The sequence below is a fragment of the Streptomyces sp. WAC 04229 genome (assembly GCF_003947455.1).
In the GTDB taxonomy this organism is placed as follows: domain Bacteria; phylum Actinomycetota; class Actinomycetes; order Streptomycetales; family Streptomycetaceae; genus Streptomyces.
In genome coordinates, this window is record NZ_QHJH01000177.1 from 1 (window position 1) to 14865 (window position 14865).

The 14865-nt window shown below is 71.2% G+C and carries 12 protein-coding genes, 2 pseudogenes and 1 riboswitch; of the genes and pseudogenes, 2 read left to right on the forward strand and 12 right to left on the reverse strand.

The annotated features are described in order from the left end of the window. Positions 1 to 539: 539 nt before the first annotated feature. Positions 540 to 1017 (reverse strand): annotated as a pseudogene (locus DMH12_RS30770) (IS5 family transposase); the annotation flags it as partial. Between the two features lie 174 nt (positions 1018 to 1191). Beyond that, on the reverse strand, positions 1192 to 2385 hold the full coding sequence (locus DMH12_RS30775) for an MBL fold metallo-hydrolase (RefSeq protein ID WP_185832648.1): 1194 nt from the start codon (positions 2383 to 2385) through the stop codon (positions 1192 to 1194). A 90-nt stretch (positions 2386 to 2475) separates the two neighbouring features. Between DMH12_RS30775 and DMH12_RS30780 the strand changes: the two are divergent. Continuing rightward, positions 2476 to 3093: pseudogene (locus tag DMH12_RS30780) on the forward strand (TetR/AcrR family transcriptional regulator); the annotation flags it as partial. 60 nt (positions 3094 to 3153) lie between these two features. Here DMH12_RS30780 and DMH12_RS30785 read toward each other — a convergent pair. Further along, positions 3154 to 3939, reverse strand: a complete 786-nt coding sequence (locus tag DMH12_RS30785) for an SGNH/GDSL hydrolase family protein (RefSeq protein WP_125494709.1) — start codon at positions 3937 to 3939, stop codon at positions 3154 to 3156. A 205-nt stretch (positions 3940 to 4144) separates the two neighbouring features. Further along, on the reverse strand, positions 4145 to 5065 hold the full coding sequence (locus DMH12_RS30790; RefSeq protein ID WP_125494699.1) for a M23 family metallopeptidase: 921 nt from the start codon (positions 5063 to 5065) through the stop codon (positions 4145 to 4147). 4 nt (positions 5066 to 5069) lie between these two features. Then, positions 5070 to 5227, reverse strand: a riboswitch (cyclic di-AMP (ydaO/yuaA leader). A gap of 427 nt (positions 5228 to 5654) precedes the next feature. Here DMH12_RS30790 and DMH12_RS30795 point away from each other — a divergent pair. After that, the gene (locus DMH12_RS30795; protein WP_125494700.1) at positions 5655 to 6452 is read left to right on the forward strand and encodes a tyrosine-protein phosphatase; all 798 of its coding nucleotides are present in this window, start codon (positions 5655 to 5657) and stop codon (positions 6450 to 6452) included. A gap of 28 nt (positions 6453 to 6480) precedes the next feature. Here DMH12_RS30795 and DMH12_RS30800 read toward each other — a convergent pair whose 3' ends face one another. From DMH12_RS30800 to shc, 8 genes are all read right to left on the reverse strand, one after another. Further along, positions 6481 to 6594, reverse strand: coding sequence for a DUF6126 family protein (locus DMH12_RS30800; protein ID WP_185832649.1), 114 nt, complete (start codon positions 6592 to 6594; stop codon positions 6481 to 6483). Positions 6595 to 6599: 5 nt separating this feature from the next. After that, on the reverse strand, positions 6600 to 7217 hold the full coding sequence (locus DMH12_RS30805; RefSeq protein ID WP_125494702.1) for a helix-turn-helix domain-containing protein: 618 nt from the start codon (positions 7215 to 7217) through the stop codon (positions 6600 to 6602). Positions 7218 to 7321: 104 nt separating this feature from the next. Continuing rightward, positions 7322 to 8707 (reverse strand): aspartate aminotransferase family protein, encoded by a 1386-nt coding sequence (locus tag DMH12_RS30810; RefSeq protein WP_125494703.1) that lies wholly within the window; start codon positions 8705 to 8707, stop codon positions 7322 to 7324. Continuing rightward, positions 8708 to 10636 carry a 1-deoxy-D-xylulose-5-phosphate synthase gene (gene dxs, locus DMH12_RS30815; protein ID WP_125494704.1) on the reverse strand — a complete coding sequence of 643 codons (1929 nt, stop codon included), beginning with the start codon at positions 10634 to 10636 and terminating at the stop codon, positions 8708 to 8710. It lies immediately after the preceding gene. 28 nt (positions 10637 to 10664) lie between these two features. Then, positions 10665 to 11819 carry a flavodoxin-dependent (E)-4-hydroxy-3-methylbut-2-enyl-diphosphate synthase gene (gene ispG, locus DMH12_RS30820; protein ID WP_125494705.1) on the reverse strand — a complete coding sequence of 385 codons (1155 nt, stop codon included), beginning with the start codon at positions 11817 to 11819 and terminating at the stop codon, positions 10665 to 10667. A 4-nt stretch (positions 11820 to 11823) separates the two neighbouring features. Next, complete coding sequence (gene hpnH / locus DMH12_RS30825) at positions 11824 to 12846, reverse strand: adenosyl-hopene transferase HpnH (protein ID WP_073728153.1); 1023 nt, start codon at positions 12844 to 12846, stop codon at positions 11824 to 11826. Between the two features lie 6 nt (positions 12847 to 12852). Next, positions 12853 to 13497, reverse strand: a complete 645-nt coding sequence (locus DMH12_RS30830; RefSeq protein WP_125494706.1) for a 1-hydroxy-2-methyl-2-butenyl 4-diphosphate reductase — start codon at positions 13495 to 13497, stop codon at positions 12853 to 12855. Next, a partial coding sequence (gene shc / locus DMH12_RS30835; RefSeq protein WP_125494707.1) for a squalene--hopene cyclase occupies positions 13497 to 14865 on the reverse strand: 1369 nt, incomplete at its 5' end. The genes DMH12_RS30830 and shc, both read right to left, overlap by 1 nt.

Below are 14865 nucleotides of genomic sequence, written 5' to 3' on the forward strand. Positions count from 1 at the left end.
CGCGGTCTGAGCCCGCCCACCCCGACGTCCTGGCCGCCCAACGCTGCGAACGCGCACCCGTCCGCAGTGAACGAGGTCTCCGCTGGGGCGACTTGCCGCTACTGGCCGCAGCCTGACCCTGCTCAACCCGGCGAGGTCACAGCATTACTGATCGTTTCAGAATGAAGTGCTTGGCTAGCCGGATGAACCTTGCGAGGATTCGATCTCAATGGCGCCGACCGAAACCGGGGGCAACCTCCAGTGAGGCAGTGGAGACTCTTACGGGGCGAAGTCCTGGTCGGTGAACTCCATGAGTACGGGATCGACCAGCCGTCGTTCCTCGCCCGCTTCAGCCCTGGGCCAGGGTGGGAGAGCGTCAGGGGCCTCTTTGAGGCTTGGGCGTCTCTCAGCGGCCCTGACCCAGACGGGACTCGAACTCTTGCAGTCGTGAAGCCTTTGCGGGATCTGGACTTGACCTTGGTGTCGGGTGACGAGCAGGTTCTGCTGCAAGTCTTCAAGAACTGCTCGCTGCGCATCGACGGGCTGGAGGCCCGCCTCCGCTACTGATCCACCGCGCGAGTTCGCTGAAGTCGTCGCGGACAGATGACGCTGCAGGCCAGTTCAAGCAGGCCATGGTGGAGCTCGCCACGTCGTCGTAGCGGGTGCGGAGTCGTTTGAACTGGTGCAGCCAGGCGAAGGTCCGTTCGACCCGCCCAGTGCACTGTGCCCAGCCCGGAGCCGTGGTCAGTGCCGCGACGGGCAATCATGGGCTTGATGCCTCGCTTCCACAGCAGACGACGGTACTCGTCGAAGTCGTAACCGCGGTCGGCGGACAACCGCTGGGGCCTGCGGCTGGGGCGCCCCCGCGCGGCCCCGTATCGGCGGAACCGCACCGGACAGTGGCAGGAGTTGGGTGACGTCGTGCCGGTTACCGCCGGTGAGTGTGACTGCGAGCGGAATGCCGTGACGGTCGACGATCAGATGATGCCGGGAGCCGGGGCGGGCACGGCCGACCGGCGAGAGGCCGACATGGTCCCCCTCCAATCCGAGACGAGGCTCCCGGGGACGGCAAGGACCGGAAGCGCTCAGCAGTGACTTCACACTCCGCTCGGGACGCTGCTCCGTCCACAGCGCGCAGCAAACGATCCTGCTCGTCAGCAGGGAGACGCTCCAGCATCCGCACCAGCCCCCCAAACCCGTCCCCGACCGAGGTCACCGCTCGCCCGCGAGGTCGAGATCACCCCTGCTCGTCCCGGGCACACCCTCGGCACTCCGCGGACGCCGCCACGCGTGCGCGACCCGCTCCGACACCGCCCGCCACCACGCCTCCACCGGCACCTCCCCCGCCGGCTCGAACGGCGCCCCCGGCCGCGGGAACGCCACCGCCTGCCCGACCTCCTCGGCCGCGTCCTTCGTCCACTCCCCCGGCTCCGCCCACGCATGCGGCGCCAGGTTGAAGGTGCCCCAGTGGATCGGCAGCAGCACCCCGGCCGGAGCGCCTCCCTGGAGGTCGAGGTGGGCCCGCAGCCCCTCGGCGGGCGTCATGTGGATGTCCGGCCAGAACCGGGAGTACGCGCCGAGCTGGATCATCGTGGCGTCGAACGGGCCGTGCTCGGCGCCGATGTCCCGGAAGCCGTCGAAGTAACCCGTGTCCCCGCTGTGGTAGACGCGGTGCTCCTCCCCTGCGACGACCCACGACGCCCAGAGGGTGTGCTGGGTGTTGCGCAGGCCCCGCCCGCAGAAGTGGCGGGCCGGCGTCGCGGTCAGGGTGAGGCCGGCGACGCGCGTCGACTCGTGCCAGTCCAGCTCCCGCAGCCGGCCGGCGGGCACGCCCCAGTGTTCGAGGTGGGCGCCGACCCCGAGCGGCGCCGCGAACAGGGTGTCCGTGCCGGCCAGCGCCTTGATCGTGGGCATGTCCAGGTGGTCGTAGTGGTCGTGGGAGATCACGACGACGTCGACCGGGCCGAGGGCGGCCAGGGGGACGGGGGCGGGGTGCAGCCGCTTGGGCCCGGCGAAGGGGAAGGGGGAGCAGCGCTCGCCCCACACAGGGTCGAAGAGCACCCGTCGGCCGTCGATCTCGGCGAGCACGCTGGAGTGCCCCATCCAGGTCAGCCGGAGTCCGGTGGCGGGCGGCCGGGCGAGGTCGGCGAGGGTCGTGGCGTGCACCGGGATGGGGCCCGTGGGGGCGCGGTGGATCCTGGACTCCCGGTCGAAGTAGATCTTGGCGAACTCACGCGCCGACCCGGAGGGCCTGGTCCGGGCGGTGCCGCCGGGGTTCTGGAAGACGCCGTCACGGAAGTGCGGCGATCTGCGGATGCGTGCCATGCGCTCACCGGTCGGGTCCGCGCCGAAGGCCGCGGGCCGGGGCGTACGGAGCCCGGAGCTCGGGGAACGGAATCCGGCCACGGTAACCTCCAGGTGGAGTAGGTCAGGCTCTCATTATGGTCGTCTCGTGTGACACCGACTGATCGTGTCCGGAGCTTGGGGGGACGGGGCGTGGTGCGAGTCCGGTTGAGTGTGGCCGAGCGGCGCGAGGAGCTGCTGCGCGCGGCCGTCGAGCAGATATCGGCGCGGGGTGTCGCGGCGCTGCGGATCGCCGACGTGGCGTCCGCGCTCGGGGTGAGCAACGCGTTGGTGCTCTACCACTTCTCCACGAAGGAGAAGCTGGTCGCCGCCGCCTTCGCCCGTGCCGCCGAGGACGATCTGGCTCATCTGCACGGACTGCTCGGCCGCCGTACGTCGGCGCTGCGCCGTCTGCGGGCCGCCGTGCGGTGGTACGCCCCGACGGGGCAGGCCAAGGGCTGGCGGCTGTGGATCGAGGGCTGGGCGGCGGCGCTGCGCGAACCCGCGCTGCGGGACGTCACCCGGGACCTGGACCGCCGGTGGAAGGCCGCGATCGCCGAGGTCATCGCCGAGGGGGTGGCCGCCGGGGAGTTCCCCTGCCCGGACCCCGAGGGCGCGGCCCTGCGGCTGACCGCGCTTCTCGACGGGCTCGCCGTGCAACTGACGTCGTACGGGGGCACGGTCTCGCGGGCCCGGGCACGGGAGTGGACGGACGAGGCGCTCGCCCGGGAACTGGGCCTGCCGCGGGAGGCGTCGGGCGCCCCCCGCCGCCGGCCTCGCCGTACCCCGTCGGAACCCGGCCGCTCCAACCGGCCCGCCCGCACGGCGCCGTCACGCCACCGAGGCGATCCGCGTCTTGATGTCGTCCGGCGACAGCGCCCCCTTGGCGGTCACGTGGTCGCCCGAGGACTGGCCGCGCAGCCGGCGTCCGATCCACGGCACCAGGTACTCGCGCGCCCAGTGCACGTCGTCCCGGCGGACGTCCAGGGCGCCGCGGTAGGGCAGCGGCGGCCAGGGCTGGTCCGGGTCGGCGGGCACGGGCAGACCGAGGGCCTGTCCGGCGCGCAGCGCCACCCGCGTGTGTCCCTCCGGTGACAGGTGCAGGCGGTCGGCGTCCCACGCCCTCCGGTCCTGGACGCTGCGGAGCGACCAGAGGTCGAGCACCGGGCAGCCGTACCGGTCGGCGATGGCGCGGACGTGTCCGTTGTACGTGGCGATCTTGCCGCGCAGATGCCTGAGCACGGGAACGCCGCGGGTGTCGAACCCGGTCGTGACGAGGACGGTGCCGGCCGCTTCGGCCAGCGCGGCCACCGCCCGCTCGAACCGCTCGGCCACCTCGTCGGGATCGGTGCCGGGCCTAAGGATGTCGTTGCCGCCGGCCGCGAACGAGACGAGGTCCGGCGCGAGTTCGGCGACCCGGGGGACCTGTTCGGCCGCGATCTGGTCGAGCAGCCTGCCGCGCACGGCGAGGTTCGCGTAGGTGAAGTCGCCCTCGGGGCGCCGGTCCGCGAGCAGTACGGCGAATCGGTCGGCCCAGCCGACGAACGCCCCGTCGGGGCCGCGGTCGCCGACGCCCTCGGTGAAGCTGTCCCCCAGCGCCACGTACGACCCGATCACCGCTCTGCTGTCATTCTTCGAATCGTCTGCCACATCGGGCCATGATTCACCTTGGAATGTGACCTACGCGACCGTAGGAAGGGGTTGACGGTCGGTGAGAAAGGCCACGCCTAAAGGCTTGGTCAATTGCGGAATACACCGAAGGCCGGACCCGGGGATCGGGGTCCGGCCTTCGGTGGTGTGGGGGCTGCGCCCTCGCCGTGCGTCAGAGAGAGACGCCGTGCGAACGCAGGAACGCGACCGGGTCGATGTCCGACCCGTAGTCCGGCGTGGTGCGGATCTCGAAGTGCAGGTGCGGACCGGTCACGTTGCCGGTGGCACCCGAGAGGCCGACCTGCTGGCCCGCCGTCACCGACTGGCCGGCGGAGACGGAGAGGGAGGAGAGGTGGGCGTACTGGGCGTAGTGGCCGTCGGCGAGCTGGATGACGACCTGGTTGCCGTACGCACCGCCGGGGCCGGCGGAGACGACGGTGCCCGCGCCGACGGCCTTGAGCGGGGTGCCGGTCGGGACGACGAAGTCGGTGCCGGTGTGGTAGCCGCTGGACCACATGCTGCCGGACTGGTGGTACGGGGTACCGACGGTGCCGCCCGCGACGGGGGAGGTGTAGCCGCTGCTGGTGCCGGCGTCCGAGGCGGAGGCCTTCTCGGCGTCCGTGGACTTCTCGGCCGGCTTGGCGGCGGGCTTCTCCGCCTCGGCCGGCTTCTCGGCGGCGGGCTTCTCGGCGGCCGGCTTCTCCGACTGGGCGGCCTTGGCGCCGACCGAGAGCTTCAGGCCGGGGTGGATCAGCGACGGGTCCGATCCGATGGCCTGGCGGTTGTCCTCGTACAGCTTCTTCCAGCCGCCGTCGACGTTCTGCTCGTCGGCGATCCGGGAGAGGTAGTCGCCGCTCTTGACGGTGTAGGTCCGGGCGTCCGCGTTCTTCTCGGCGCCACTCGCGGCGGCCTTCTTCGCCGTCGTCGCGAGGGACTGCACGGACTGCTCGGAAACGGAGTGCGCGGGGGCGGCGTTGGCGCCGGCGGCCCCGATCAGCGGGAGCGCGAGCGCGGCGCCACCGGTTCCGGCGACGGCGATGGTGCGGGTCAGGCGCATGGCCCTGGTACGGCGGTGCTTACCCTTCGCGGGCATGGCGAATTCCTCTCCGGCGCCTGCGAGGTGAGCTGTCGGGTTCGGGCTGGAGCTGCCCGGCCGCGCCGAAACGCGGCTTCACCCCAAGCCGTTCCGGGAACCGGAACAGGCATTCGTACCTGTGGGTCCCCCGCTCCTGCCGGGTACGGGTGGTGGATGAGAGTGGGCTCCGGTCGGCGGCAGGATTAGGCGTCCGTCCGGATCGGTGGTGAACGTAAGGGACCAAGACGCACCCGGACAAGCGAAGAGTTCCACCGGAAGGTGTTCCGATTGATCCTTTACGGGAATATCCGGTCACACTCCGTCGATTCGGGGAATGGCATTTCGAGCGAACGTCCTTGAAAACCGGCTTGATTACGTGGACATGCCGGACGACACACGGTTACGGATATGACGCTGCTCACGCGCCACTTCTCCACCCTTTCGCATTTCAGCGCCAGTTGGAATTTAAGGCGTCAATTCGGACAGAAGGTCCGAGGTCGCCCTTAACGCCCTGTGGACAACCCATTGGCGCAGACAGGGGATGCCGTATCGTCGAGGCGAGCCCGCCGCCGAGCAGCGTCGGCGGGGCGGAGTGGGAGGAGTCCCCGTGACGCAGCAGGTCCCGTCGACCGAACCCGAGCTGACCGGTGTGCGCAATTTCCGGGATGTCGGCGGACTGCCGGCCGCGGACGGGCGACGGGTGCGGCAGGGCGTGCTGTTCCGCAGCGGCCACCTGGCGCACGCCACCGGGGAGGACGCCGCCTTCCTGGCCACCCTCGGCCTGCACACCATCTTCGACTTCCGCAACGCGGCCGACCAGAAGCTGGAAGGCCCCGACGTCGAGCTGCCCGGCGTGCGCAATGTGAACCTGCCGCTGAGCGACCCGGCGGACGGCGCCGAGTTCTGGAAGATGGTCCGCGACGGCGACCTCGACCAGCTGCACGAGATCCTGGCCGACGGCAAGGGCGCCCAGCGGATGATCGCGTCCTACCGCACGATCATCACGGAGCGCACGGCGGAGCACTCCCGGGTGCTGCACGCGCTCGCCGAGGACAGCGTCCCCGCCCTGATGCACTGCGCGGCCGGCAAGGACCGCGCGGGCCTGTCGATCGCGGTCACGCTGCTCGCGCTCGGCGTCGAGCGCGACGCCGTCCTCGACGACTACCTCAAGTCGAACGCCACGCACCGCCGCTACAAGGTGCGCCGCGCCGGCTCCGCCGCCTCGGCCTACTCCCCCGAGGTCATGGAGCTGCTCAGCCCCCTCTTCGACGCCCGCGCCGAGTACCTGGCGGCCGCCTTCGACACCGTCGAGGAGACCTGGGGCGGCGTCGACGCCTACCTGGAGCAGGGCCTGCACCTCACCCCGGCGACCCGGGAGCGGCTGCGCGAGCGGATGCTGGACTGATCCGGTACGGCACCGACCCGCACGACCGCTAGCGGCCGGCGCCCACCTCGAAGAGCAGGTAGAGGAAGCCGCCGAAGACGTGTCCCAGGGCGATGTAGATGAGCAGCCGCACCCACAGGGCACGCGGGAACTTCTCCTCCATGGACCTCACGACGTCTCCCCGGGGTTCGTCGGGCCGAGGCACAGTGTGGCCGTCGGGCTCTGCAGCAGGGTGTGGACGAAGAGCAGCTCGACCCCTTCGGGGTCCTGTGCGGCGATGCGGTGCGGGGTCAGCGAGTCGAAGTGGGCGCCGTCCCCCACGCCGAGCCGGTGCTCGGTGTCCCCGAGGCGCAGCCGCAGGCGGCCCCTGAGCACGTGCAGCCACTCCTCGCCGGGGTGCACCCGCACGATGTCGCCCTGGGAGCCGTACGGCACCTCGACGCGCAGGGCCTGCATGCCCCGGCCCGGTGCTCCCGCCCGCCGGTACGTCCAGCCGCCCGCGGCGGTGGGCTCCATCTCGGCGGCGCGGACCACCGCGTCCGGGTCCGCGGGCGCCTCTCCCAACAGCTCGGCGACGGTCGTACCGTAGACGCGGGCGAGGGCGAGCAGCATCGGCAGCGAGGGCTGGCGCTGCCCGGTCTCCAGGCGGGAGAGGTGGGCGGGCGACAGCCCGGCCGCGCGGGCCGCCGCCTCCAGGGTCAGGGCGGCCCGCCGCCGCAGCTCACGCAGCTGGGGCGCGACGGCGGCGACCGCCCCGTCGGCCGGTCCGGTCTCGGAGGAGCTCATGCTCATGGGTCCATTCAGCCCCAGCCTTGCCCACGGGGCAAATTTCTTGCCTCTGAGGCAAAATCTCCGAGGGCGAGTCCGTCGCCGGGCGGCCACCGACCGACTCAGCGGTGCGCCACCGCCTGCTTGACCAGCGTCTTGCCGAAGTCCCACATCAGGCCGCCGCCGTTGTGCGCGTCGTCCATCACCTCGGTGAAGGCGTCGACGAACCGGTCCACGTCCGCGGTGTCGATGATCAGGGGCGGGATCAGTTTGATCACCTCCAGGTGGTCGCCGGAGACCTGGGTGAGGATCCGGTGCCGCTGCAGCAGCGGCACCACCACCATCTGCGCGAAGAGGCCCTTGCGGGCGGCCTGGAGCATGGTCCAGCGACTGCGCAGCTTCAGGGACCGCGGCCGGCCGAACTCGATGCCGATCATCAGCCCGCGGCCCCGGACGTCGGCGAGCAGCTCGTAGCGGTCCACCAGCGCCGCCAGCCGGGACTTCAGCCGCTCCCCCACCGCGGCGGCGTTCGCCACGATCTCCTCGTTCTCCATCACCGAGAGTACGGCGAGTCCGGCCGCCATGGCCTGCGCGTTGGAGCCGAAGCTCGCCGAGTGGACCTGCACGCGGTCCATCGAGGAGTACACCTTCTGGAAGATCCGGTCCTTGCCCAGGGTGGCGCCCACCGGTACGTAGCCGCCGGACAGCGCCTTGGCCACGCAGACCAGGTCGGGCTCGACGCCGTCCTCGTGCTGGAAGGCGTAGAACTTCCCGGTCCTGCCCAGGCCCGTCTGCACCTCGTCGGCGATGAGCAAGGCCTTGTGCCGGTGCAGCAGGTCCTGCGCGGCCCGCAGGTAGCCGGGCGGGGCCTCGTGCACGCCCTTGCCCTGGATCGGCTCCACGATGAGAGCGGCCACGTCGCCTTGCCGCAGCTCGCGCGCCAGGGCGTCCAGGTCGCCGAGCGGGACCGCGGTGTCGGGCAGCAGCGGCGCGAAGCCCTTGCGGAAGCCGTCCTCTCCGTTGACGGAGAGCGAGCCGGTGGTCAGTCCGTGGAAGGCGTGGGTGCAGTACAGGATCCTCGGCCTGCCGGTCGCGTACCGGGCGAACTTCAGCGCGGTCTCCACCGCCTCGGTCCCGCTGTTGCCGAAGAAGACCCGGTCCAGATGGGGGCTGTACGAGAGCAGTCTCTCGGCCAGGAGTCCGGGCAGCGGCGGACAGTCGAAGCGGGTCAGGTCGGCGAGCGAGGCGTCCAGGACGTCGTGCAGCGCCTTGCGGACGACCGGGTGGTGGCGGCCCAGGCCCATCACCGCGAACCCGGCGAGCATGTCCAGGTAGTCGTTGCCGTCGGCGTCCCAGAAGTGCGCGCCCTCGGCCCGCTCGTAGACCTTGTCGAAGCCGATGGTGTGCAGCATGCGCGGCAGTTGGTGGTTGAGGTGCCTGGCGTGCAGCTCGTACCGCTCGGCCCCGCGCTCGGCCAAGAGCGCGGCGAGGTCGAACTCCTTGGTCATTCAGTTCTCTCCTTGCGCAGGCATGACGTTCCGTCCGTCCCCGGGGGTCTCCGCCGCTCGCCGCCCGACGGCCAGGCTCGCGCTGATCCGGCCGGCGATGTCGACCGGGGTGAGGCCGATGTCCGCGAGTACCTCGGCGCGCTTGGCGTGGGCGAGGAACTGGTCGGGGATGCCGAAGCGGCGCACGGGCACGTCGGCCTCGGCGTCGCCGAGGGCCAGCGCCACCGCCGAACCGACCCCGGCCGCCCTGCTGTTGTCCTCGACGACGGCGACCATGCGGTGCCGGACGGCCAGCGGGGCCAGCTCCGGGTCGACGGGTTTGACCCAGCGCGGGTCGACGACGGTGCATCCGATGCCGCGCGCCTCGAGCAGTTCCGCGGCCCCGAGGCAGACGGGCGCCATGACACCGACGGCCACCAGCAGCACCTCGGGCCGGTCCGCGGCGTGCAGGACGTCCATGCCGCCGACCCGGCCCACGGCGGGTACGTCGGGGCCGACGGACTCCTTGGGGAAGCGCACCAGGGTCGGCGCGTCGTCGACGGCGACCGCCTCGCGCAGCTGGGCACGCAACTGGCCGGCGTCGCGCGGGGCGGCGATGCGCAGCCCGGGGACGACCTGCAGGACGGACATGTCCCACATGCCGTTGTGCGAGGGCCCGTCGGTGCCGGTGACGCCGGCCCGGTCCAGGACGAAGGTGACCCCGCAGCGGTGCAGCGCCACGTCCATCAGCAGTTGGTCGAAGGCGCGGTTGAGGAACGTGGCGTAGACGGCGACGACGGGGTGGAGTCCGCCCGTGGCGAGGCCGGCGGCGGACACGGCGGCGTGCTGTTCGGCGATGCCGACGTCCCAGACCCGGTCGGGGAACCGTTCGGCGAAGGGTGCCAGGCCGACCGGGTGCAGCATGGCCGCGGTGACCGCCACGACGTCGTCGCGCTCCGCTCCGATCCGCAGCATCTCCTCGCCGAACACGGAGGTCCAGGACGGCCCGCCCGCGGGGCCGAGGGGTGCGCAGGTGAGCGGGTCCATCGCGCCGACGGTGTGGAAGTGGTCCTCCTCGTCGAGCAGGGCGGGTTCGTAGCCCCGGCCCTTCTCCGTGAGGCAGTGCACCAGCACCGGTCCGTGGAAGCGTTTCGCGCGCCGCAGCGCCGACTCGACGGCCCCGAGGTCGTGTCCGTCGATCGGGCCGAGGTACTTCAGCCCCAGGTCCTCGAAGAGTCCCTGCGGGGCGAAGGCGTCCTTGAACCCCTTCTTGGCACCGTGCAGGGCCTCGTAGACGGTGTGGCCGACCACCGGGGTGCGGTGGAGGACGTCCTTGCCCCAGGCCAGCATCCGCTCGTAGCCGTCGGTGGTGCGCAGCGTCGCGAGATGGTTGGCGAGCCCGCCGATGGTCGGGGCGTACGAGCGTTCGTTGTCGTTGACCACGACGATGAGCGGCCGGTTTCTGGCGGCCGCGATGTTGTTCAGGGCCTCCCAGGCCATGCCGCCGGTGAGCGCGCCGTCGCCGATCACGGCGACGACGTGTCCGCGCTCTCCGCGCACGTCGCGGGCCTTGGCGAGACCGTCGGCCCAGCCGAGCACGGTGGAGGCGTGGCTGTTCTCGATGACGTCGTGCTCGGACTCCTCGCGGGACGGGTAGCCGGACAGGCCGCCCTTGCCGCGCAGTTTCGAGAAGTCCTGACGCCCGGTCAGGAGTTTGTGCACATAGCTCTGGTGGCCGGTGTCCCACAGGATGCGGTCGGCCGGCGACTCGAAGACCCGGTGCAGGGCGACGGTGAGTTCCACCACGCCCAGGTTGGGTCCGAGGTGACCGCCGGTGCGGGCGACCGCGTGCACCAGGAAGTCACGTATCTCGTCGGACAGTTGACCGAGTTCCGCCTCGGACAGCGCCTTCAGGTCGCGTGGTCCCCGGATGTTCTCCAGAATCGTCACGCTCGGGCCCCCTTCGGTCCGTGCTGATTCAGCTCACGGTGACGGCCGGCTCCCCCGACGCGCCGTCTTTCTCCATCTGCTCGGCGATCTTCATGGCCTCCTCGATGAGGGTCTCCACGATCTTCGACTCGGGGACGGTCTTGATGACCTCGCCCTTGACGAAGATCTGGCCCTTGCCGTTGCCGGAGGCGACGCCGAGGTCGGCCTCGCGGGCCTCGCCGGGGCCGTTGACGACGCAGCCCATGACGGCGACGCGCAACGGCACCTCCATGCCGTCGAGACCCGCGGTGACCTCTTCGGCCAGCTTGTAGACGTCGACCTGGGCGCGGCCGCAGGACGGGCAGGAGACGATCTCCAGCCGGCGTTCCCGCAGCCCCAGCGACTGGAGGATCTGGATGCCGACCTTGATCTCCTCGACCGGCGGGGCGGAGAGGGAGACGCGGATGGTGTCGCCGATGCCCTGCGAGAGCAGCGCGCCGAAGGCGACCGCCGACTTGATGGTGCCCTGGAAGGCGGGGCCGGCCTCGGTCACGCCGAGGTGCAGCGGGTAGTCGCACTGGGCGGCGAGCCGGCGGTAGGCCTCGACCATCACGACCGGGTCGTTGTGCTTCACCGAGATCTTGATGTCGCGGAAGTCGTGCTCCTCGAAGAGCGAGGCCTCCCAGAGGGCCGACTCGGCGAGCGCCTCGGGGGTGGCCTTGCCGTACTTCTGGAGCAGGCGGCGGTCCAGGGAGCCCGCGTTCACGCCGATGCGGATCGGGGTGCCGTGGTCCTTCGCCGCCTTGGCGATCTCCTTGACCTTGTCGTCGAACTGCTTGATGTTGCCCGGGTTGACGCGGACCGCCGCACAGCCCGCCTCGATCGCGGCGAACACGTACTTGGGCTGGAAGTGGATGTCGGCGATCACCGGGATCTGCGACTTCCGCGCGATCACCGGCAGCGCGTCCGCGTCGTCCTGGGTCGGACAGGCCACCCGCACGATCTGGCAGCCGGACGCGGTCAGCTCGGCGATCTGCTGGAGCGTCGCGCCGATGTCCGACGTACGCGTCGTCGTCATCGACTGCACCGACACCGGGGCGCCGCCCCCGACGGCCACCGGCCCGACCTGGATCCGCCGCGACACGCGCCGCTCGGCGATCGGCCGGACCGGTACCTCGGGGACCCCGAGGGAGATGGCGGTCACGACGTCACTCCCGGTTCGAGGAGACGGTCTCGCGCATGGCGCGCAGGGACTCCTTGAGGGACCCCATGGTGGCCAGGACGGCGGTCGGCTCGTAGCCGCAGTGCGCCATGCAGTTGGCGCAGCGGGGGTCCTTGCCGCGGCCGTACTTGTCCCAGTCGGTCTCCTCGATCAGCTCCCGGTACGTGGGCACGTATCCGTCGCTCATCAGGTAGCAGGGGCGCTGCCAGCCGAAGAGGGAGTAGTTCGGGATCGCCCAGGCGGTGCAGGGGAAGTCGACCTTGCCCTCCAGGAAGTCGAGGAACAGCGGTGAGTGGTTGAGCCGCCAGCGGGCCCGGTTGCCGCCCGAGAAGGCCTTCTTGAACAGCTCGCGGGTCTGCTCCACGCCCAGGAAGTGCTCCTGGTCGGGTGCCTTCTCGTAGGCGTAGGCGGGCGAGATCATCATCTCGTCGACCTTGAGGTCGTCGTTGAGGAAGTTGAGCACCTCGACGATGGTCTGCGGGGTGTCGGTGTTGAAGAAGGTCGAGTTGGTGGTGACCCGGAAGCCGCGCCGCTTGGCCTCCTTGATGGCCTCCACCGCCTCGTCGAACACGCCCTCCTTCGCCACGGACTCGTCGTGCCGCTCGCGCAGGCCGTCGATGTGGACCGCGAAGGCGAAGTAGGGAGAGGGCTTGAACTTGTCCATCTTCTTGCGCATGAGCAGCGCGTTGGTGCAGAGGAAGACGTACTTCCGCTTGGCCACCAACTGACGCACGATCTCGTCGATCTGCGGGTGCATCAGGGGTTCGCCGCCGGCGATGGAGACCATCGGGGCTCCGGATTCGAGCACCGCCCCGACGGCCTGTGCGACCGGCATGCGCTGCTTGAGCACCCCGGCCGGGTGCTGGATCTTCCCGCACCCCTCGCACTTCAGGTTGCAGGCGAAGAGCGGCTCCAGTTCCACGATGAGCGGGAACTTGTCCCGCCGGCGGATCTTCTGTTCGGCCAGGTATGTAGCGACCTTGACGGACTGGCGCAGCGGCATGGCCATCTGGGCTCACCTCCGGGGGAGCAGCAAAGAACGGTGCCATTCGAAAAATGCGGGAAGAACGGATCGAAGAACGCGGAAAGCCGATATTCCTCCGCGCACGGTGCCGATCCGGACGAGTTCGTGTTCCGGAGCGTCCACGACCACACGAACGGCCGCAACGGGGCGCTCGCCCGCCCCTACGGCGCTCAGGAGCGTGGCCGCGGACTCCATGTCGACGGCGATGGCGCCGGTCGCGAGCAGGTCGGCGCGTTCGGGGCCGCGGACGACGTGGTCCGAGCCGGTCAGCGGCCCGGTGTGGACGGTGCGCCCCGGCACGGCTCGCGCGAGTTCCTTGACGAGCCGGTCGGTGCCGACGCAGGCGACGGTGGAGCGCGGGTCCCGGGTCTCCTCGGCGACGACCAGGTCGCCGGGGTGCATGCCGGGGGCGAGTCCCGCGCAGAAGCCCGTGGCGAGGACGGCGGCGGAGTCGAGCGCCGGGTCGGCCAGGACCCGGGCCACCGAACGCTCGGCGGCCCGGGGGCCCATGCCGGTGCGCAGGACGGTGACCGGCCCGCCCGCGCCACCGCGGTCGCCGGTGCGCAGGGCGAGGTGCTCGATGCCGAGCGCGCAGGCGATCAGCAGCGGGGACGACGGGCCGGGCTGCGGGTTCATCAGCCGCCCTTCACCTCGGCCGTGGACGTCGCGTCCGCGGACCGCTCGGCCACGGCGGCCGGGCGTGGCTTGTCGGCGAAGGGCTCGCCGTGGACGTACCGGCCGAGCGCGGTGAGCGGGAAGACCTGGCGGTAGAGGTGGTAGTTGATGGAGAAGTCCCAGGGGAAGCCGGTGCCGGTGAAGTACGGCTCGTCCCAGGAGCCGTCCTCGCGCTGGGTGGCGGCGAGCCAGGCGACGCCGCGTTCCACCGCCCCGGATTCCCGCTCCCCCGCCGCGAGCAGGGCCATCAGCGCCCACGCCGTCTGCGAGGCGGTCGAGGCGCCCCGGCCGCTCCACTCCTTGACGTACCGGTAGGAGCGCAGGTCCTCGCCCCAGCCGCCGTCGTCGTTCTGGACGGACTCCAGCCAGGTCACCGCGCGGCGGATCGCCGGGTGCGAGGCGGGGATGCCGGCGGCCGTGAGGGCGGGGACGACGGAGCCGGTGCCGTAGACGTAGTTGACGCCCCAGCGGCCGAACCACGAGCCGTCCTGCTCCTGTTCGGCGAGCAGCCACTGGATGCCGCGCCGGGTGCGCGGGTCGTGGGCGAGCCCCTCGACGGCGAGGCTCTCGACGACGTGCGCGGTGACGTCCGCCGACGGCGGGTCGATGACCTCGCCGAAGTCGCAGAACGGCAGCCGGTTGGGGAAGGGGCTGGTGTTGTCGACGTCGAACGCGCCCCAGGCGCCGTTCTTCGACTGCATGCCGAGGTTCCAGCGCACCCCGCGGCCGATGGCCTTCTCCACCCGTTCCGGATCGTGGTGGCTGACGCGGCGCAGCGCGAGGACCACCTCCGCGGTGTCGTCGATGTCGGGGTAGTTGTCGTTGTGGAACTCGAAGGCCCAGCCGCCGGGCGGGAGGCCGGGACGCTTCACCGACCAGTCGCCGGGGCGGACGATCTGCTCGCCGAGCATCCAGTCGGCGGCCTTCACCAGCTGCGGGTGGTCGGCGGGCACCCCCGCGTCGGCGAGCGCGATGGTGGCCAGGCAGGTGTCCCACACCGGGGACTGGCAGGCCTCGATCATCCGGGCGCCGTCCTCGCGCCACACGGCGAAACGGTCCAGCGACTGCAGGCCGGCGCGCATCACGGGGTGTTCGAGGTCGTAGCCGAGCAGGTACAGCGCGATGACCGAGTACACGGCCGGCGGCTGGATGCCGCCCCAGCAGCCGTCGTTCTCCTGGCGCTCGATGATCCAGCGGGCGGCGGTGTTCATGGCGGCCCGGCGCAGCCGGCGCGGGGCGACCTTGCGGTAGGCGTGCAGCGCCTTGTCGATGCGCTGGAAGGCGCCGTCCCAGCTCGCCGCCGGGGCCAGGGGCAGCGGGGGGTTGGGC